The organism is Viridibacterium curvum, assembly GCF_039544165.1.
Lineage (GTDB): Bacteria > Pseudomonadota > Gammaproteobacteria > Burkholderiales > Rhodocyclaceae > Viridibacterium > Viridibacterium curvum.
Window position 1 is genome coordinate 63,647 of sequence record NZ_BAABLD010000017.1, and the last position, 18,515, is coordinate 82,161.

Sequence of the window (18,515 nt, forward strand, 5' to 3'; positions counted from 1 at the left end):
GTCTTCAGATGACGAAGTAAGAAAGCAAATGACGTCGGCTTGATTACAGCTGCTGCTGCGTGCAAGTTCGGAACGTCATTTCAGTACTCCGATCAATGTGTTGGTAGGCGCGATTGGACTCGAACCAACGACCCCCACCATGTCAAGGTGGTGCTCTAACCAGCTGAGCTACGCGCCTGAAGAGCTCGCCATTATAGAGGCTTGCGGCGATCTGTCAAACAAATGCTGTCAGTCCGGCATGCGAAGAAAGTGCGTACGGTAGTGGCGCAACTCTTCGATGGACTCCTGGATGTCGGCCAGCGCAGTGTGGGCGCCCCGTTTCTGCACGCCCTTGAAGACTTCCGGATTCCAGCGGCGCGCCAGTTCCTTGAGCGTGCTGACGTCCAGATTGCGATAGTGGAAGTACGCCTCCAGTTGCGGCATCCAGCGCGCCATGAAACGACGATCCTGGCAGATGGTATTGCCGCACATGGGCGAAGTACGCCCCGGCACGTAATTCTTCATCCACTCCAGCAGCACTTGTTCCGTCGCCGCGTCATCCAGCGAACTGGCTTTTACTCTGTCGATCAGGCCGGAGCGGCCGTGGGTGTTCTTGTTCCACTCATCCATGGCATCGAGCACGGCATCAGGCTGATGCACAGCAATCACCGGGCTTTCAGCAATCGTATTCAGCTCAGCATCCGTGACGATCATCGCAACCTCGATGATGCGGTCGCGGTCGGGTTCAAGGCCGGTCATCTCCATGTCCAGCCAGACGAGGTAGTTCTGGTCCTGTGCCATAATCTTTCGCTGATTTTTCAAGATGAAAGTGCGGCATTGTCGCACGCAGCACAGCCCCGACGCGCCATGACTCCATCGCTTTTCAGTACCCTTTTCATCGTTGCGCTGGTCGTCAGCGTCGCCTTGCGCCTGTGGCTCAGCTTGCGCCAGGCTCGCCATGTGGCAGCTCACCGCGCTGCAGTTCCTGCCGCCTTCGCGGCGAGCATTACGCTCGACGATCATCAGAAGGCTGCCGACTACACACTGGCAAAGGGGCGCCTCGGTCGCATCGACCTTGCGGTGTCTTCGTTGTGGCTGCTGATCCTGACGCTTGGCGGCGGCCTGCAATCGCTCAGCAATCTGGCTACTAGCTTCGTGCCGGAAACCAGCCTGTGGCATGGCGTCGTGTTGTTCGGTCTGTTGTCGGTGGCAGGCTTCGTGATCGACCTGCCGCTGTCTCTCTACAGCACCTTCCGTCTCGAAGCGCAGTTCGGCTTCAACCGCATGACGCCGGGGCTTTTCGTCGTCGATACACTCAAACAGGTCGGGCTCACGGCAGCGATTGGCGCTCCGGTACTGTGGGTCGTGCTGTGGCTCATGCAGGGCATGGGAGCAAACTGGTGGCTGTGGGTCTGCGCCTTCTGGCTGGGCTTCAACCTGCTGGGAATGGTGATCTTTCCCGTCTTCATTGCCCCCTTGTTCAACAAATTCTCGCCACTTGAAAACGAGGCGGTGAAGGCTCGCGTCGAGGCACTGCTGGAACGCTGCGGCTTCCGCTCCAAGGGCCTCTTCGTCATGGATGGCTCAAAGCGGTCGGCGCACGGCAATGCCTATTTCACGGGTTTTGGTGCGGGCAAGCGCATCGTGTTCTTCGACACCCTGCTCGCCACTCTGACTCCCGAAGAAACGGAAGCTGTGCTCGCGCACGAGCTTGGTCACTTCAAGCACCGACATCTCTGGAAGCGCATTGCCGTAATGGGTTTGGCTGTGCTCGCACTGCTATGGGCACTCGGCTTCCTGATGCAGCAGCCGTGGTTCTATCAAGGCCTGGGTGTGACCGCACAAAGCAATGCCAACGCGCTGATCCTGTTTTCGTTGATTCTGCCCATCGTGCTCTTCCCTCTCACGCCACTGACCAGCATGTGGTCGCGCAAACACGAGTTTGAAGCCGATGCTTATGCCCGCAAGCAGACCAACGCAGCAGACCTGGTGACGGCACTGGTAAAGCTTTACAAGGAGAATGCGGCGACATTGACGCCGGACCCACTTCATTCGCTGTTCTACGACTCGCACCCACCCGCGTCGATCCGCATCGGTCGCCTGCAAGCGTGAACGGCCAGATCGTCGCAGCCTTCGGGCGCCAGTACGAGGTCTTGCGGGACGATGGCCAGCTTGCACTGTGCTTTCCGCGCGCCAAGAAAAGCCAGTTCACCTGCGGTGATCGCGTTGCCCTGTCCGAGAACGGCGACGCCATCGACGAGCTGCTGCCGCGCAACAACCTGCTCTACCGCGCCGATGCTTTCAAGGAAAAGCTGCTCGCGGCGAACCTCACACAGATCATCATCGTCGTGGCGACCGAGCCGGGCTTCAGCGACGAACTGGTCTCACGCTGCATCAGCGCCGCAGAGTCGCAGGACATCGACGTACTGATCGTGCTCAACAAGTGTGACCTTGGCGACAAGCTGGCGGAAGCGCGCGAGCGGCTGGAGCAATTCACGCGCATCCCCTATCCCGTTCTGGAGCTATCCGCACTGAGCGATGCGCAGATCCTTCGTGAGCGACTCGTGGGCCAGACCAGCCTGCTCGTCGGGCAATCCGGCATGGGCAAATCCACACTCACCAATGCCTTGATCCCCGAGGCGCAGGCCGCCACCCGCGAGATTTCCGAAGTACTGGATTCCGGCAAGCACACGACGACACATGCGCGCCTCTACCCCTTGCCTGAAGGGGGCGTGCTGATCGACAGCCCCGGCGTGCAAGTCTTCGGCCTCGCCCAACTCGGTACGGGCGAAGTGGAAGCCAGCTTCCGCGAAATCCGCGAGATCCTCGGTACCTGCCGCTTCCGCGATTGCCGTCATGAGAACGAGCCAGACTGTGCCGTACGCCTGGCCGTTACCGAAGGCCGCATGCATCCACGCCGCCATCTCGCCCTATGCGCCTTGCTCGCTGAAAAACGCGCCGCCCGCACCGCCCGGCACAGGTAAGCCGGCCGCCTCAAGCCCGCGCCCCCTTCACCGTTAACCCTTGCTGCGCACGTCTTGGCGTGCGGGTAACGGGTAACGGCAACAGGGGAATCCATGCAAGCAAGGCAGGTACGTCTGACGGGCATTGAAGCGGCAACATCCGCATCGCTCGCGCCGCTGCAAGCCATCGAACCACACCTGCTGCTGGTCTTCGCCCCGCCGTCTCTGCTCGCCCACTCCGACCTCAGCAGCCGCCTGCGCGTCGCGTTCCCGACAGCGGAACTGGTCGGCTGCAGCACGGGCGGAGAAATCAGTTCGGATGGCTGCCACGAGCAATCCCTGCTGCTCACCGCCCTCGCCTTCGAAAACCCGGGCATGCGCATCATCAGCACCCGCGTCGCAAACGCGGACGATGCCCGGGAAGCCGGCGAACGGCTCGGCAACGCGCTGCGCCCCCTGGGCGTACGCAGTGTGCTGTGCTTCGTACCCCGTGGCATCCGCGGTGCCGAACTCGTACAGGCGCTGGCCCGTAGCCTGCCAGGCGCCAAGGTGGCGGGGGGCATGGCCGGGATCTACAGTGCGGACGAAAACGCCTGCACCTTGCACAACCTCGTGGTGGCCGCAGACCAGATTGTTGCCATCGGCTTCAGCAACAGCCGTCTCACAGCTCAGGTCGCCATTGGCCCTGCAGCAAAACTCGCCACTAAGGACGATCAGGACGGCGCCTCAGCACCAGACCTGCGCGCCACGGCGCTGCTCGACGACGCGACGGACGTGCTGCAGGCGATTGCAGTGAACGGCAACGAGCCGGGACTGGTCCTGCTGGTCAGCGACGTGCGGCGCAAAGCCACCCTCGTCTCGCAGCGCAAGGACGAAGTCGCTTCGATTACGGGCGCGCTCGGTGAGCGCCATGTTTATGCCGGCTTTCACGGCACTGCGCAGATCAGCGCTGATCCCGCGACGGGCAAGGCCGCGCTGTACTGCTACGGCCTGAGCGTCTGCGTGTTGCGGGAAGCCTGAGCGAGATTTGCCCGGATCAGACCCCTGTCAGCCAGTCTGGCTTGGGCAGCTCATCGAAAGCATGTCGCAGCGAATCGCCCCAACGCTGGCGCAGTGCGGCGAAATAGGGATTGCTGGCATCGATGCTCTGATGCAATGCGACCGTGTACTGGTCGGTATGCACACAGACAAGATCCAGCGGCAGACCGACTGACAGGTTGGATTTGATTGTCGAGTCCATCGAGATCAGGGCGCACTTCACCGCATCATCCATCGCCGTCTTGCGTGTAATGGTGCGGTCGATGATGGGCTTGCCATACTTCGACTCACCAATCTGGAAATAGGTCGTCTCGGTCGTCGCTTCGATGAAATTGCCTGCGGCATACACCGTAAAGAGTCGCGGCGGCTCACCCTTGATCTGTCCGCCCAGAATGATCGAAGCATTGAACTCGATGCTGAATGCGGCCAGCCCTTCCGCGTCACGTTGATGCACGGCGCGCAAGGTATCGCCGACATGGCGCGCAGCGGCAAACATGTCGGGCACGTTGTAAAGACTCTCGATATCGTCTCCCGCATTGAGGCGCGACTTGAGCATGGACACCATGGCCTGCGTCACCGCCAGGTTGCCCGAAGTCATGAGCACCAGAACACGCTCGCCGGACTGCTCGAAGACAAAGGTCTTGCGGAAGGTACTGATGTGATCGACCCCCGCGTTGGTGCGCGAGTCGGAGAGGAAAACCATGCCTGCGTCCAGCAGCATGCCAACACAATAGGTCATGCAAACACCCGTAATCTCTGTTCAGGAAGTAGCCTGTACCTGCCTTCCGGCAGGGGCCAACAGCTTGAAGTGTAGCCCGCAGCCGCATCCGGCGCGAAGCGGAAAAGACACAAAAAAGCTTGAAAACCAATGCCAGAGCGGCCCCGATTGCGATCCGGGCCCCTCGGGCAACCGTTACTCAGCTCACGGGCACCAGGAAGTCATTGGAGATGCGGTTGCCCAGATCCGCGACGCGCTCGATGAACTGCGTCAGCCAGTCGTGCAGGCCATACTGCAGGATGTCCTCGATGCGGCCGAAACGCAGCTCGGCGGCCAGCTCGCCGGCGCGACGCTCGGTTTCGGACGAGCGCTGGTTGGCCACCCCCTGCAACAGGCCGTACACCTCGTCCATGCAACCCGAAAGCGAACGCGGCATGCCTCGGTTGAGGATCAGCAAATCCGCAACACGAGTTGGCGTGATCGAATCGCGATACACCTTGCGGAAAATTTCGAAGGCCGACACCGAGCGCAGCAAGGCACTCCACTGGTAGTACTCGGCCGCTGCATCCTGCTTTTCGACCGAACTCAACTCATGGAACTTCACATCCAGCAGACGCGCCGTGCTGTCGGCACGCTCCAGGAAAGTGCCCAAACGGATGAAGTGCAGCGCTTCATCGCGCAGCATGGTCCCAACCGTTACGCCACGTGACAGGTGCGAACGGAACTTCACCCATTCGAAGAACTCACCGGCGCCATCGCCATCCAGCCCGGTTTCGTCAAAGCTGCGCATGGCGATCCAGGTGGAGTTGGTGGTCTCCCACAGCTCCGATGTCAGCGTGCCACGCACCGCATGCGCATTTTCGCGCGCCGAGCGCAGACAGGAGTAGATGCTCGACGGGTTATTGCGCTCCAGCACCATGAAACGCATCACTTCCTGCGGCTGGTAAGCGCCGCCGGTGGCTTCGTACTGCCCCAGCAAGCCCATCGCATCAAGGGCTGCTCGCCACTGGCGTTCGATGCTTTGCGGGTCCTGCGGCAGCAGGCTCATGCGGTAATTGACGTCGAGCATACGCGCGACATTCTCAGCGCGCTCCATGTAGCGCGACATCCAGAACAGGTGGTCAGCGGTTCTACTCAGCAATTCAGCTCTCCAGCACCCAGGTATCTTTCGTACCCCCGCCCTGCGAGGAATTCACCACCAGCGAACCGGCCTTCAAGGCCACGCGCGTCAGGCCGCCCGGTACGAAGCGCACATCCTTGCCCGACAGCACGAAAGGCCGCAGATCGATGTGGCGCGGCGCGATACCACTCTCGACAAAGGTCGGGCAGGCCGACAACGACAGCGTGGGCTGGGCGATGTACTTTTCGGGCGAAGCGAGGATGCGCTTGCGGAAGTCCTCGATCTGCTCCTTGGTTGAGGCCGGGCCGACCAGCATGCCGTAGCCACCGGCGCCATGCACTTCCTTGACGACGAGATCGGCAAGATTGGCCAGCGTGTATTCGAGGTCCTCCTTCTTGCGCAACATGTAGGTCGGCACGTTGTTGAGCAAGGGCTTCTCGCCGAGATAGAAATCGATCATTTCCGGCACATAGGGATAGATCGACTTGTCGTCGGCGACCCCGGTACCAATCGCGTTGGCCAGCGTCACGCCGCCCTCACGGTAGGCATCCAGCAGGCCCGGCACGCCCAGCATTGAGTCGGGACGGAACGCCAGCGGGTCGAGGAAATCATCATCGATGCGGCGGTAGATCACATCGACCTGCTTGGGGCCCTGGGTGGTGCGCATGAAAACACGACCTTCGCGGACGAAGAGGTCACGCCCCTCGACCAGTTCCACGCCCATCTGCTGCGCGAGGAAGGCATGCTCGAAGTACGCGCTGTTGAATGCGCCAGGCGTCAGCACAGCCACTGTCGGGCCAGAAACGCCCTTCTGCCCCAGCGCGCGCAACGTGTCGAGCAACAGATCCGGATAGTGCTCAACCGGTGCCACGCGATACTTGGCAAAGAGCTCGGGGAAGAGCCGCATCATCATCTTGCGGTCTTCGATCATGTAGGAGACGCCGGACGGCACGCGCAGGTTGTCCTCCAGCACGTAGTACTCGCCCGCCCCCGCACGCACCACGTCGATGCCCGCGATGGCCGCGTAAATGCCCCCCGGTACATCCACGCCCTGCATTTCGCGACGGTACTGTCCATTGGCCAGCACCTGCTCGGCGGGGATGCGCCCGGCCTTGAGGATTTCCTGGTCGTGGTAGATATCGTGGATGAAGGCATTGAGAGCCTTCACGCGCTGGCGCAAGCCAGCAGCCATGTCCAGCCATTCCTTCGCGGGAATGATGCGCGGAATCACATCGAAGGGAATCAGGCGTTCAGTCCCCTCTGCTTCGCCATACACCGCGAAGGTGATGCCCACCCGATGGAACAGCGCATCGGCAGCTTCACGCTTGTCGGCGAGTCGCTGGGGCGGAGTGGACTGCAGCCACTCTTGGAACTTCGCGTAGTGCGGGCGGATATCACCCGCAGCGTCGTTCATCTCGTTGAAGAATTGCTTCACTGTCATGTGCGGCCCTCGTGCATTCCTTCAATCTTGTGCAAAGCATAAGCGAAACACATGCCACCCGTGTGCGGCCGCAGCAAAATCGTTGATCCTGCACAGCTCCGCCCCATTTGGCCCCGCATTGGCACCAGCCCAGGCACTTCGGCGGTGCATTGACCCGCAACGGTGCAAACGAACCGGCGCAGTCGCATTCAAGCCATTTCTCCATGACGCCGTTAAAGGCTCAAGCCCGGGGCATGGCTGACGCCCCTTTGTCCACCACAGCACCGCATGGGCACCCAGCATGAGCACCACTCCCTTGTCACTGCAGGACCGCCTTGCCGGCCTGAGCCTGAAAGCCTTGTTCGCGGGTCTTGTCTTGACCCTGTTCTGTGGCTTTTCCCTCTACGGCTTGATCTCCTGGCACTTTCTCGACTCGATGCGCGTCAACGGTCCGCTGTACCGCGACGTCGTCCGGGGCAAGGATCTCATCGCCGACATTCTGCCGCCCCCGGCCTATGTGGTCGAAGCCAATCTCACGGCACATGAATTGTTACGTGCCAATGACGAGACCGAACGTCGCAAGCTGGCAGAAAAGCTGGGAGTGCTGGAGAAAGAGTTCGAAACGCGCATCGCCTTCTGGAAGGATGAACCGCTGCCCGCCACGACCAGCAAGCTGATTCAGCAGGATCTGGCCGACTCCGGCCGCGAGTTCTTCCGCCAGGGACGCGAAGCCCTGTTGCCCGCCGCACAGCGCGGAGATGCACAAGGAGTTGCTTCCGCACTTCAGGCGATGCAGGTCACCTATGCCCGCCATCGCGAAGCCGTCAACACCGTGGTGGCGCTCACCAACCGGGACAACGCCGGGCTGGAACAAAAGGCAGAGGCCTCGCTCGGCACGGCCCGTCTCTCGCTGCTGGCCATCTACGCCCTGTCATTCGTGCTGGCCAGCGTGGCCGCCACGTGGGTGGCGCGCCGGTTGCTCTACATGCTGGGCGGCGAACCCGCCGAAGCCGCAAACATCATGCGCCAGCTTGCAAGCGGGGACATGCGCGTCCGCATCCAGCCACAACATGCGGGCAACAGTCTGCTGGGTGACATCCGCAACATGGCCGACAAATTCAGTGACGTGCTGCGCGGCATCCACGACACCAATATCAAAGTCGGGCAATCGATTTTCCAGATCAGTTCCGTATCGCGTGAAATCGCCAGTGTCACAGCCGATCAGCAAAACGAGGCTGCTGCGGTCGCCAGCGCCACCGCCGGACTGCGTGCCATCTCGGACGAAGTCAACGGCCTCGCTGGCGATGCTCAGCACAACAACCAACGTGTCGAACAGTTGGCCCAGGCCGGCCTCACGTCCATCGGCAACATCCAGCGCGAAATGGGCGACGTGGTTGCCCGCGTGCACCAGACCGGTGAGGCCGTTGAAGAGCTTGTGAAATCAGGCGCCGAGATCAACACCATTGTTGCCAGCATCAAGGGCATCGCGGATCAGACCAACCTGCTGGCCCTCAACGCCGCCATCGAAGCAGCCCGGGCCGGCGAACAGGGGAGAGGCTTCGCCGTCGTCGCTGACGAAGTCCGCGCACTGGCACAGCGCACGGCAGATGCCACTACCTGTATCGAGCAGATTGTTGCCGGGCTCAATACCCAGCTTGGCGCGACCCGTCAAAACATGCAGAGCGTCGCGCAGGTCGTCAGCGACGCACGCACCAGGGCCGAGGACAACAGCAGCGCGATCCGCGAAATGGCCACACAGGCGTTGGAAAGCACGCAATCGACCCGCCGCATTGCCGACGCCTCGCAACAGCAGGTCAGTCAGTTGATGGGCCTCCACACTCGCCTCGAAAGTCTGTTCACCACGTTGCGCAGCAGCGAATCCACGCTCGGGGTGACCCACACCATCAGCCGGTCTCTGCACGTCACGGTCGACGGTCTGCAGCAGAAGATCAACTTCTTCCAGCTCGATCTGCAGACCACGCTCAACGAGCCCGAGCAGAGCAAACGTCGTCACGCACGCCTGCAACACACCCTGTTTGTTTCGGTGATGTTGCCCGATCAGCCCAGCGTCACGGGCATCGCCGAAGACTTCAGCATGGGCGGCATGCGCCTCGTCTGTCCGTCACGACTGCCCGTCGACGTCGGTGCATCGCTGGAGCTGGAAATCAAGATGCCGACCGAAAAGCTTGACGGCTATATTGAACGCCCACCCTTCCACATGACAGGCCGCGTGACACGCATCGACGCCAGCGGCGAGCGTAGCGGCAAGGGCCTGACCTACGGCATCGCCTTCATGTCACCGGACCGCGCTGCCGAGAACGCCTTGCGCGAAGCCATCCGCTTTTACGCGCCTGCCACCACCTGATCACGCACGCAGATGCAGTTCATCCGCCGCGTAAGTCAGTGACAAAGGCTCGATGACGACCTGCTTGGTGCCAGCTTCGACACGCCCCGCCAGCCAGGCTTTGACGCCCAGCGATTCGGCGATGCGCACGACTTCTGCGCCCTGCCCGGCCTTGACGTAGAACGCGAACCCGGCGCCCATGTTGAGGCTGCCATAGGCCTCGCGGTCGTCGATGCCGGCGTGATGCTGGATGAAGGACAGCACGGTAGGCACGTCGGGCAGCGTATGGATGCGATAGGTGAAGTTGCCACCATGACGCATGATCTTGCGCCAGCCGTGACCGGTGATGTTGGCCGAGTAATGCGGCACGATACCGGCGGCGAACAACGCCTCGGTGACCGGCACGTAGAGCACGGTCGGGTCCAGCAGCGCTTCGCCGTACAGACGGCCATCGGCGAGCTTGCTGGCGTAGCCATCGGGCAGGCGCTCGACCAGCTTGCGCGCAAGACTCACGCCATTGGCGTGGATACCGCTGGAAGCCAGCAGCACGATCTCGTCGCCATCACCCATCTTGTCACCCAGCGTCAGGCGCTCGCGCGACGGGATGATGCCGACAGATGACGCAGCCAGATCGATGCGGCCGGCTTCGACCACCCCGGCAAGTGCCGGCGTTTCACCACCTCCCCAGCTCACCTTGCAGACGTCGCAAGCTTTCTGCCATCCGGCAACGAGGTCGCGCATACGCTGCTCGTCGGCAAACCACTCGCTGCCACCAGCGGACCAGTAGGCGTGCACCGACAGCGGTGTTGCGCCCACCGTGATCAGGTCGTTAACGGCCATGGCAATGGTGTCCTGCGCGATGGCGTCGTAGTGCGTCTTGCCCGTGATCGGGCGCACTGCATCCGCCACCAGGGCCTTGGTACCCAGGCATTCGGTGATCGACGCGATCAGCACGCCGCCGACTTCCATCACATAAGCCGATTCACCGCGCGACGCCGGGATCTCGCTGACGCCATGCGACGCAAGGTTGCCGCGCGTACTGCTGGCGGCTTGCTGGGCGAGGATCTTGAGCGGGTCGATCTTGCTGTAATCGACGCCTGCGGCGGTGTAGTCGAGGGGCTTCTGGGACATGGAAATTCCGGCGTAAAGCGAAAACCGCGCATTTTACCTGTTCGGGGCGCCCCTGCCTCCCGCGCGGTAAGATTGCGGCCCGTCGCGCTTCGCCCCGGCAGCCTCCTTTCCGCCGTCCTGCACCTTGAAACAGCTCATCCTCGACGTTCGCCCCGACTTCGTGCCCACGCTGGACAACTTCGTGGCCGGCGACAACGCCGCCCTGGTCGCAGCCCTGCGCGAGCAGGTCCAGCGTCACGACGGCAGCGTGCTGTACCTGTGGGGTCCGGCCGGTAGCGGGCGCTCACACCTGCTTGCCGCTGCGGCCGGGCTGGCTGACCGCCCCGTGTATCGCGATGCCGTGGCACGCGGGCCCGCTGCGCTGCATTGTCTGGATGACGTAGAGGCCTTGCCCGAAGCCGCTCTCGCCGATCTGTTCCGCCTGCTGATCGGCGCCCGCGAGGGGCAACGCAGCCTCATCGTGGCAGGCGGCACGCCGCCCTCGGCACTGAGCTTTCGCGATGATGTCGCGAGCCGACTGGCTCAGGGGCTGGTGTTCGAGATCCGCCCGCTCAGTGATGCGCAGAAGAAAACCGCCCTGCTGCAGCACGCCCATGCGCGTGGCCTGCAATTCGGCGAGGACATCGTTGACTACCTGCTGCGCCACGGCCGCCGCGACCTGCCCTGGCTTATGGCGGTGCTCGATGCGCTGGATGAAGCCAGCCTGAGTCTGGGCCGCCCGGTGACCCTGCCGCTGCTGCGGGAGCTATTGGCCGGCTGACCCGGTCAGCGGCGAGCGATTCAGTTTTCGACCGCCTTGCCCGACGCACGCACGGCCTCGACCCCTCGCCGTGCCAGCGCATCACAGCGCTCGTTCTCCACATGGCCGGCATGGCCCTTGACCCAAAGCCACTGGATCTTGTGCGCTTCGGCCAGGCTGTCGAGCAGCCGCCACAGGTCTTCGTTCTTCACAGGCTGCTTGTCAGCGGTCTTCCAGCCGCGCTTCTTCCAGCCGTGGATCCACTCCGAGATGCCTTTCTGCACGTACTGCGAGTCGGTGTAGATACGCGCCGTGACGGGCCGCTTGAGAGCTTGCAGGCCGCGGATGACGGCCAGCATCTCCATGCGGTTGTTGGTAGTGGCGGGCTCGCCGCCCCACATCTCTTTCTCCTTGTCGCCCAGGCGCAGGATGGCCCCCCAGCCGCCGGGGCCGGGATTACCGCTGCAGGCACCATCGGTAAAGATTTCGACAACTTGGGCTTGATCGCTCATGGGTGTTCAGCTGGCGTCCGGCAGACGCTTGGGTGGGGAGTCGGGGGCGGACGATACACCACGCTGGACCCGTTGCGGCACCGGCGCCATGGCCTTCTTGCTGCGCGGCGCGCGGCGCCAGCTGGGCACAATGAGGCGCATGCCGCGCACCTTCTTGACCGCGTGAATGAGGTAGGCGCCGCCTGCGAAGGGCCACCAGCGCGAACCCGCGAACTCCATGAACGACCAGCGCCGCAGCCACACATCGGACGACACCGGTGGGGCGTAACAACCGAAATTGCTGGTATGCGCCTCGAAACTCAGCAGCGTGAGCCAATCCTTGAGGCGATGCACGGCCAGGTACTGCCCCTGCCAGGGAATCGGCCCGAGGTTGCCCGAAAACGCACGCCGCACGCCCCACAGGCTGTATGGGTTGAAGCCGGTCAGTACCAGGCTGCCCTCGGGCACCAGCACGCGCTCGGCTTCGCGCAGCAACTGGTGCGGATGCGCGGCGAATTCCAGCACATGCGGCAACACCAGCAGATCGAGGCTTTGGCTGGCGAAGGGCAATTCCTCCGCGTCGCAAAGCACGTCCCCAAGGCTCCCGTCGCAACAATGGAAGCGGCTGGGCATGCGGTTGGCGCGCAGGTAGTCCGTGCCGGGCAGACCGATCTGCACGGCGTTGTAGCCGAAGATGTCGGCCACGATGTTGTCGCACTGCCGCTGCTCCCAGGCCAGCAGATACTGACCTCGGGGACTGGCCAGCCAGTCCTGGAATCCGGGAATTGACATGTATGGCGAACAACCGAGAATGATGCGGATGGAGATTGTTCCGCTTCCCGCCCTCCGCGACAACTACATCTGGCTGCAGCGCGAGGGCAAAGAGTGCGTCGTCGTCGATCCCGGTGACCCGGCACCGGTGCGCGCCTACCTCGCCGAACACGCGCTTGAGCTCGTTGGCATCCTCGTCACACACCGCCACAACGACCACATCGGCGGCATCCCCGCTCTGCTCGAAGACCGGCCTGTCCCCGTTTATGGCCCGCCCAGCATCGCCGTAGTCAGCCACGCCGTGCGCGAGGGCGACACACTGCAGGTGCCCGGCGCACAGCTCAGGGTATGGGCGGTGCCGGGACACACCGAAGAACACATCGCCTACCTTGGTGAAGACTTCGTGTTCTGCGGCGACACCATCTTCTCAGCGGGCTGCGGCCGCATCCTCGGCACAGCGTCAGCGGCCGAGTTCCACGCCTCGCTGACGCGTCTGGCCAGCCTGCCGGGCCACACCCGCCTCTACTGCACGCACGAATACACGCTCGCCAACCTGCGCTTTGCGGCCATGGTCGAGCCCGAAAATGCCGCCCGGGCGGCTTACGCCACGCGCTGCACAGGGTTGCGCGAACAGGGCCTGCCCACCGTCCCGGCGCTGCTGGAGGCCGAGCTCGCCATCAACCCCTTCCTGCGCACGGCGGAACCAGCCATTCAAGCCAGCGTCTCGCAACATGCCGGGCAGGAAATGCAAAGCCCGCCGGCAGTATTCGCTGCCTTGCGGGCCTGGAAAGACATCGCCTGACCCGTCGGGCCAGGCAAGCAGAAGTTCAGCTGCCTGCTGCAGGCGGCACGGGTCGCGAGAATGCCTGCTGGACAGCCGCGATGACGCGTGCCGCATTGAAGGGCTTCACCACGTAACCGCTCGCGCCTCCCGAAATGGCCGATTGCACCGTATCGCGGTCCGTCGAGCCGGTCACCATCAGCACGCGGGTCTCAGGCAATTCGGCGCGCACCTCACGCAAGACCTCAACCCCGTTGGCGCCAGGCATCATGACGTCCAGACAGACAAGTCTCGGCTTGAGCCTCTTGCAGGCCGCCACCGCCGACTCGCCGTCCTTCGCTTCGCCCAGCACTTCCGCCCCCTCCTGCCGAAGGATGCCGCGCAGCATGGCGCGTGTGGTGTCGTTGTCATCGACCACCACCACCGAAATGCCGTTCAATACGCGTTCGTCACTCATCGCAATTCACCTCATCCGTTACTTCACTCAGGGCGACACAATTGCGGCCGCCCTCTTTTGCTCGATACAGCGCCTCATCAGCCGCTTTGATCAGGCCGCTTGGACCCGCCATGCTGCGGTCGGCAATCAGGCTTGCGACGCCGAAGCTCATCGTCACCCGCCCCATCGGCGACTCCGGGTGGCGTGCGTCCATCAACATCACATCACGGCGCATCGCCTCGGCCAGCGTCGCCGCCCCAAGAGCGTCCGTGTCCGGCAACAGCACGGCGAACTCCTCGCCGCCGTAACGCGCCACCAGGTCAGTCGGCCGCCGCACGCGGCTTGCCAGGGCCTGTGCCACCGCACGCAGGCATTCGTCCCCTGCCTGATGCCCCAGACTGTCGTTGTAAGACTTGAAGTAATCCACGTCACACATCAGCAGTGACAGCTGCGAGCCGTGGCGCACGCCGCGCGCCCACTCCCGCACCACCGCTTCGTCAAACATGCGGCGATTCGCCACGCCGGTCAGCCCGTCCACCGAAGACAGGCGCGTCAGCTCGCGATTGGCGTCATCCAGCCGACGCGTCAGCACCACCAGCGAGTAACGCATCTGCGCGATGCGCTGCATGGCGCGCACCTTCGCCGTCAGCACGATCTCCGACACCGGCTTGACCAGGTAATCGTCACCTCCCACGGCGATGCCGCGTTCCACATCTTCGTCGCTCGCCCGTGCGCTCAGGAAGATGATCGGCGTCCACTCCCCGTCACGCTCCAGCTGGCGCAGGCGCTTGGCCACTTCGAAGCCGTTGAGGTCGGGCATGTTCACGTCCAGCATCACCAGATCGGGGTGATGCTGCTTGAACAGCTCGATCGCCTCCCCCCCGCTGCGCGCCGTCAAAGGCTCAATGCCAATACGGCGCAGCTGATGGGCCACCAGGGTCACGCTCGTCAGGGTGTCATCCACCACCAGTGCCTTCATCCGGGTCCCATCGCTCCCACGTTGCTGTGAGACAAGTCCTTGAAAATTCAGGCTGGCTATCAGCGCCGAAATGGCTAAAATCCGTCCAGTTACATGAACGGCAGGAATCCATGAAGGCTTTAGCGCACCGCATCGGGCTGCACCGCAAGACTCTGCCGGCGTTCGCGGGCGCCTGCCTGCTGATCGCCGCCCCCCTGTTGCAGGCCGCCGAGGGCGCCTTCGCCCTGCAGGCAGCCACGGCACTGGGCAGCGCTCAGCGCGAAGTCGCCCCCGCACCGGCGCCCTCAGGCTCGACCACTCCTGCAGCCATGCCGCTGGTCGCGCCCGTCGTCGCCCCGGTTCTTGGCCCATCCGAGACCGAGAATCGCAACAGCAACATCACCAGCGTCGACCACTCCGCCGAAACCGAGGACATCTGGCAGCGCATCCGAGCTGGTTTCGCCATGCGAAATCTCAGTGGCCCGGTGGTCGACGACCGCATGAACTACTATCTCGCGCGCCCCACGGCCATCAAGGTGATGCTGGAACGCAGCCGCAAGTACCTCTACCACATCGTCACCGAGCTCGAAAAACGCGGCATGCCCACCGAACTGGCCCTGCTGCCCGTGGTCGAGAGCGCCTACAACCCGCAGGCCCTGTCGTCCGCCAAGGCCGCCGGCCTCTGGCAGTTCATCCCCTCCACCGGCAAGAGCTACGCGCTCGCACAGAACTGGTGGGTCGATGAGCGCCGAGACATCATCGCCTCCACCGATGCCGCGCTGGCCTACCTGCAGACCATCTACGAAATGCACGGTGACTGGCATCTCGCGCTGGCCTCCTACAACTGGGGTGAGAACGCCGTGGCCCGCGCCGTCGCCCGCAACAAGGCCGCCGGCCTGCCCACCGACTACGCCAGCCTGCGCATGCCGGAAGAGACGCGTTACTACGTGCCCAAGCTGCAGGCCATCAAGAACATCATCGCCCAGCCCGAGCGTTACAAGGTCGACCTGCCCGACATCCCCAACCAGCCCTACTTCACGCGCGTCGAACGCGTGCAGCGCATGGACGTCGCTGTCGCCGCCAAGCTGGCCGAGCTGCCCACCACCGAATTCCTGATGCTCAACCCCGGCTATAACCGCCCGGTGCTGCCAGGCACCAAGGACACGAGCATCGTGTTGCCGCTCGACAACGCCCGCAAGTTCGAAGAGAACCTCGCGCGCCACGTCGCCACCAGTGACAGCCCGCCGCTGCTGACCTGGAAAACCTGGGTTGTACCCAAGACCTCACGCATCGAGCAGATCGCCAAGGAACTCGGCATGGCCGTGCAATCGCTGTGCGTCGCCAACGGCCTGCGTGCCCGCGCACTGCTGGCAGCCGGTTACAAACTGCTGGTGCCATCCAGCATCTCCGAACCCCTGCCGGAATCCCTTGCCCGCCTCGGCCAGACGCCCTCTGCCAAGCCAGCCAAATACAAAGCCCCCAAGCGCGGCGTTGTGCGCGGCAACCGCCGCAAAGGCTGATCCGCCGTCGGGCTCGCGCCCATTCTCTGCATGTCCCCACACCACCCTGCGTCGCGCAGGGCGAAGGCGGCCCCCTCGCCCTTCTCGCCCTTTGCGTTGTTTGAAGACAACCTCGGCAGCCCGGCCCGCGCGCGCCTGCTGCACGGCCATCTGCTCACGCTCGATTGCCCGCTGGCCAACGACGCACCCACCTTTTTCGACGCCATCGACGCGCAGACCGCACGTGGACGCTGGGTCGCACTGATCGCGAACTACGAACTCGCCAGCGCCTTCGAGCCCCGCCTGAGCGACCACCGCGACACGGCAACTCCCGCACCACTGGCACGCGCCCTGGTGTTCGAACACAACCGGACACTCGAAGGCGACGCCCTCGCCGACTGGTGGCAGCAAGCCCTCGACCAACTCAGCGGCCAACAACGCGAAGCCGGCCTGCTGCACCTCGCGCCACAGTGGCAGGCTGATGAACACGCCACGCGCGTCTCGCGCATCCTCGACTACATCCGCGCCGGCGACTGCTACCAGGCCAACCTCACCTTCCCGCTGACCGGGCAAAGCTTCGGCCACCCCCTCGCGCTCTACGCACAGCTGCGCGAGCGCCAACCCGTGCAGCACGGCGCCCTCATCCACGACGGGCAGAACTGGCTGCTCTCACGCTCGCCCGAACGATTCTTCACGCGCCACGGCGACACCCTCAGCTGCCGCCCCATGAAAGGCACGGCCCCCCGCGCGGCCGACGCCACCGAAGACGCCGCCATCGCCAGCTCACTGCAAGGCTCCGAGAAGAACCGCGCCGAGAACCTGATGATCGTCGACCTCATCCGCAACGATCTCGGCCGCCTCGCCCCCGCCGGCAAAGTCAGCGTCAGCAGCCTCTTCGCGCTGGAAACCTATGCCACCGTGCACCAGCTCACCTCCACCGTCGAAGCCAGCGGCGTCACCGCCTCCACGGCTGAAACATTCCGCGCCCTCTTCCCCTGCGGCTCCGTCACCGGCGCCCCCAAGCTGCGCGCCATGCAGATCATCGACGAACTCGAAGCTGGCCCGCGCGGCGCCTACTGCGGCGCCATCGGCTGGCTCGCCCCCGATGGCGACGCCGATTTCAACGTCCCCATCCGCACCCTGCTCATCGACGCACAGGGCCACGCACGGCTCGACGTCGGCAGCGGCATCGTCGCCGACTCCGACCCCGCTGCCGAGTATGACGAATGCCTTACCAAGGCCCGCTTCGTCCGCGACGACGGCCTGCAGCTCATCGAAACCCTGCGCTGCGAAGTCGGCCCGCAGATCCGCTACCCCATGCTGCCCGGCCACATCGCCCGGCTCGAAAAATCGGCGCGAACCCTGGGTATCCCGTTCAGCAAGAGCGCAATCCTCGCCACACTCGCCGCACAAGCTGCGACGCTGCAACACGGCACCTACCGCATGCGCCTCACCCTGGCGCGCGACGGCCGCTGCGAGGCCAGCAGCACCGTGCTCGCACCGCTGCCGCCCGTACTCACCGTCACCATCGCCAGCGAACGCCTGGACCCCGACGACCTGCGCCTGCAACACAAGACAACCGCGCGCCGCTTCTACGACACCGCGCTGGAACGCACCATCGCCGCCGGCCATTTCGACCTGCTGTTCTTCAACACCCGAGACGAACTGTGCGAAGGCGCCCGCAGCAACGTCTTCATCGAACGCAACGGCGTGCTGCTCACGCCCCCGCTCAGCAGCGGCCTGCTGCCCGGCGTGCTGCGCGCGCAGCTGATTGCCGAAGGACGCGCGCAGGAAGGAGTGCTGACGCGCAAGGATCTTGATACGGCGGAAAAGCTCTTCGTTGGTAATGCGCTGCGCGGGTTGATGGCAGTCAGGCTGATCGCCTGAGACCCATCCGGATCGAGTCCCTTCGGTTATTGCGCCTTACGCCCTTGTCGTGGAGATGAAGGGCGGCTCAAGGCGAAGGAAACCGCAATCGCCAGCTTGCAGAGAGGATCTTGCCCCGGTCCGCTTGCCTGTAGGGTTAGACGCCGCGGATTCACAAACGAAGTGCAACGCCCCGCGAAGCTGGAGGGCGAGCTGAGATACTGAGAGCTTCCATTTCCCGCGAAGAAAGAGGAAGTACTC

The 18,515-nt window shown here is 63.6% G+C and carries 17 protein-coding genes and 1 tRNA gene; 8 read left to right on the forward strand and 10 right to left on the reverse strand.

The window, feature by feature from the left end; all coding sequences use genetic code 11:
* Window positions 1-101: 101 nt before the first annotated feature.
* Window positions 102-178 (reverse strand) — tRNA-Val (locus tag ABEA02_RS16685).
* A 50-nt stretch (window positions 179-228) separates the two neighbouring features.
* The gene (gene orn / locus ABEA02_RS16690; protein ID WP_345534233.1) at window positions 229-780 is read right to left on the reverse strand and encodes an oligoribonuclease; all 552 of its coding nucleotides are present in this window, start codon (window positions 778-780) and stop codon (window positions 229-231) included.
* 66 nt (window positions 781-846) lie between these two features.
* Here orn and ABEA02_RS16695 point away from each other — a divergent pair, with 66 nt between their 5' ends.
* The 3 genes from ABEA02_RS16695 to ABEA02_RS16705 all read left to right on the forward strand — a co-directional run bounded on the left by ABEA02_RS16695 (window position 847) and on the right by ABEA02_RS16705 (window position 3,962).
* Window positions 847-2,091, forward strand: a complete 1,245-nt coding sequence (locus ABEA02_RS16695) for a M48 family metallopeptidase (protein ID WP_345534234.1) — start codon at window positions 847-849, stop codon at window positions 2,089-2,091.
* Window positions 2,088-2,963, forward strand: a complete 876-nt coding sequence (gene rsgA / locus ABEA02_RS16700) for a ribosome small subunit-dependent GTPase A (RefSeq protein ID WP_345534235.1) — start codon at window positions 2,088-2,090, stop codon at window positions 2,961-2,963. Before ABEA02_RS16695 ends, rsgA begins: the two co-directional genes overlap by 4 nt.
* Window positions 2,964-3,056: 93 nt before the next feature.
* Entirely contained in the window at window positions 3,057-3,962 is a 906-nt protein-coding gene (locus ABEA02_RS16705; protein WP_345534236.1) for an FIST N-terminal domain-containing protein, read from the forward strand.
* A gap of 16 nt (window positions 3,963-3,978) precedes the next feature.
* Here ABEA02_RS16705 and ABEA02_RS16710 read toward each other — a convergent pair whose 3' ends face one another.
* From ABEA02_RS16710 to ABEA02_RS16720, 3 genes are all read right to left on the reverse strand, one after another.
* Window positions 3,979-4,719 carry a proteasome-type protease gene (locus ABEA02_RS16710; protein ID WP_345534237.1) on the reverse strand — a complete coding sequence of 247 codons (741 nt, stop codon included), beginning with the start codon at window positions 4,717-4,719 and terminating at the stop codon, window positions 3,979-3,981.
* Window positions 4,720-4,897: 178 nt separating this feature from the next.
* Entirely contained in the window at window positions 4,898-5,839 is a 942-nt protein-coding gene (locus ABEA02_RS16715) for an alpha-E domain-containing protein (protein ID WP_345534238.1), read from the reverse strand.
* Window position 5,840: 1 nt separating this feature from the next.
* Complete coding sequence (locus ABEA02_RS16720; protein WP_345534239.1) at window positions 5,841-7,259, reverse strand: circularly permuted type 2 ATP-grasp protein; 1,419 nt, start codon at window positions 7,257-7,259, stop codon at window positions 5,841-5,843.
* A gap of 280 nt (window positions 7,260-7,539) precedes the next feature.
* Here ABEA02_RS16720 and ABEA02_RS16725 point away from each other — a divergent pair, with 280 nt between their 5' ends.
* Window positions 7,540-9,603 carry a methyl-accepting chemotaxis protein gene (locus ABEA02_RS16725; RefSeq protein ID WP_345534240.1) on the forward strand — a complete coding sequence of 688 codons (2,064 nt, stop codon included), beginning with the start codon at window positions 7,540-7,542 and terminating at the stop codon, window positions 9,601-9,603.
* On the opposite strand, the gene ABEA02_RS16730 is transcribed toward ABEA02_RS16725, so the two are convergent.
* Entirely contained in the window at window positions 9,604-10,713 is a 1,110-nt protein-coding gene (locus ABEA02_RS16730; RefSeq protein ID WP_345534241.1) for an AIR synthase related protein, read from the reverse strand.
* Between the two features lie 124 nt (window positions 10,714-10,837).
* Here ABEA02_RS16730 and hda point away from each other — a divergent pair, with 124 nt between their 5' ends.
* Window positions 10,838-11,473, forward strand: a complete 636-nt coding sequence (hda, locus tag ABEA02_RS16735) for a DnaA regulatory inactivator Hda (protein WP_345534242.1) — start codon at window positions 10,838-10,840, stop codon at window positions 11,471-11,473.
* Between the two features lie 20 nt (window positions 11,474-11,493).
* Here hda and rnhA read toward each other — a convergent pair whose 3' ends face one another.
* Window positions 11,494-11,964, reverse strand: a complete 471-nt coding sequence (rnhA, locus tag ABEA02_RS16740; protein WP_345534243.1) for a ribonuclease HI — start codon at window positions 11,962-11,964, stop codon at window positions 11,494-11,496.
* A 6-nt stretch (window positions 11,965-11,970) separates the two neighbouring features.
* A complete protein-coding gene (locus tag ABEA02_RS16745; protein ID WP_345534244.1) occupies window positions 11,971-12,735 on the reverse strand; it encodes a class I SAM-dependent methyltransferase in 765 nt (254 codons plus the stop codon).
* Between ABEA02_RS16745 and gloB the strand changes: the two genes are divergently transcribed.
* Complete coding sequence (gene gloB, locus ABEA02_RS16750) at window positions 12,734-13,516, forward strand: hydroxyacylglutathione hydrolase (protein WP_345534245.1); 783 nt, start codon at window positions 12,734-12,736, stop codon at window positions 13,514-13,516. The genes ABEA02_RS16745 and gloB overlap by 2 nt on opposite strands.
* Before the next feature lie 25 nt (window positions 13,517-13,541).
* Here the strand turns inward: gloB and ABEA02_RS16755 are convergent, their stop codons facing one another.
* Both ABEA02_RS16755 and ABEA02_RS16760 read right to left on the reverse strand, forming a co-directional pair.
* A complete protein-coding gene (locus tag ABEA02_RS16755; RefSeq protein WP_345534246.1) occupies window positions 13,542-13,952 on the reverse strand; it encodes a response regulator in 411 nt (136 codons plus the stop codon).
* Window positions 13,945-14,910, reverse strand: a complete 966-nt coding sequence (locus ABEA02_RS16760; RefSeq protein ID WP_345534247.1) for a diguanylate cyclase — start codon at window positions 14,908-14,910, stop codon at window positions 13,945-13,947. Before ABEA02_RS16760 ends, ABEA02_RS16755 begins: the two co-directional genes overlap by 8 nt.
* 110 nt (window positions 14,911-15,020) lie before the next feature.
* On the opposite strand from ABEA02_RS16760, the gene ABEA02_RS16765 reads away from it, so the two are divergent.
* Window positions 15,021-16,409, forward strand: coding sequence for a transglycosylase SLT domain-containing protein (locus tag ABEA02_RS16765; protein WP_345534248.1), 1,389 nt, complete (start codon window positions 15,021-15,023; stop codon window positions 16,407-16,409).
* Between the two features lie 30 nt (window positions 16,410-16,439).
* Window positions 16,440-18,275, forward strand: coding sequence for an aminodeoxychorismate synthase component I (pabB, locus tag ABEA02_RS16770; protein WP_345534249.1), 1,836 nt, complete (start codon window positions 16,440-16,442; stop codon window positions 18,273-18,275).
* Window positions 18,276-18,515 lie beyond the last annotated feature (240 nt).

Bases quoted from the DNA above. Each gene is read 5' to 3' on its own strand.
- ABEA02_RS16730 (WP_345534241.1), bottom strand. From the start codon at position 10,713: ATGTCCCAGAAGCCCCTCGACTACACCGCCGCAGGCGTCGATTACAGC.
- ABEA02_RS16725 (WP_345534240.1), top strand. From the start codon at position 7,540: ATGAGCACCACTCCCTTGTCACTGCAGGACCGCCTTGCCGGCCTGAGC.
- orn (WP_345534233.1), bottom strand. From the start codon at position 780: ATGGCACAGGACCAGAACTACCTCGTCTGGCTGGACATGGAGATGACC.
- ABEA02_RS16705 (WP_345534236.1), top strand. From the start codon at position 3,057: ATGCAAGCAAGGCAGGTACGTCTGACGGGCATTGAAGCGGCAACATCC.
- gloB (WP_345534245.1), top strand. From the start codon at position 12,734: ATGTATGGCGAACAACCGAGAATGATGCGGATGGAGATTGTTCCGCTT.
- ABEA02_RS16695 (WP_345534234.1), top strand. From the start codon at position 847: ATGACTCCATCGCTTTTCAGTACCCTTTTCATCGTTGCGCTGGTCGTC.
- ABEA02_RS16755 (WP_345534246.1), bottom strand. From the start codon at position 13,952: ATGAGTGACGAACGCGTATTGAACGGCATTTCGGTGGTGGTGGTCGAT.
- rnhA (WP_345534243.1), bottom strand. From the start codon at position 11,964: ATGAGCGATCAAGCCCAAGTTGTCGAAATCTTTACCGATGGTGCCTGC.
- ABEA02_RS16765 (WP_345534248.1), top strand. From the start codon at position 15,021: ATGAAGGCTTTAGCGCACCGCATCGGGCTGCACCGCAAGACTCTGCCG.
- ABEA02_RS16760 (WP_345534247.1), bottom strand. From the start codon at position 14,910: ATGAAGGCACTGGTGGTGGATGACACCCTGACGAGCGTGACCCTGGTG.
- ABEA02_RS16720 (WP_345534239.1), bottom strand. From the start codon at position 7,259: ATGACAGTGAAGCAATTCTTCAACGAGATGAACGACGCTGCGGGTGAT.
- pabB (WP_345534249.1), top strand. From the start codon at position 16,440: ATGTCCCCACACCACCCTGCGTCGCGCAGGGCGAAGGCGGCCCCCTCG.
- ABEA02_RS16710 (WP_345534237.1), bottom strand. From the start codon at position 4,719: ATGACCTATTGTGTTGGCATGCTGCTGGACGCAGGCATGGTTTTCCTC.
- ABEA02_RS16745 (WP_345534244.1), bottom strand. From the start codon at position 12,735: ATGTCAATTCCCGGATTCCAGGACTGGCTGGCCAGTCCCCGAGGTCAG.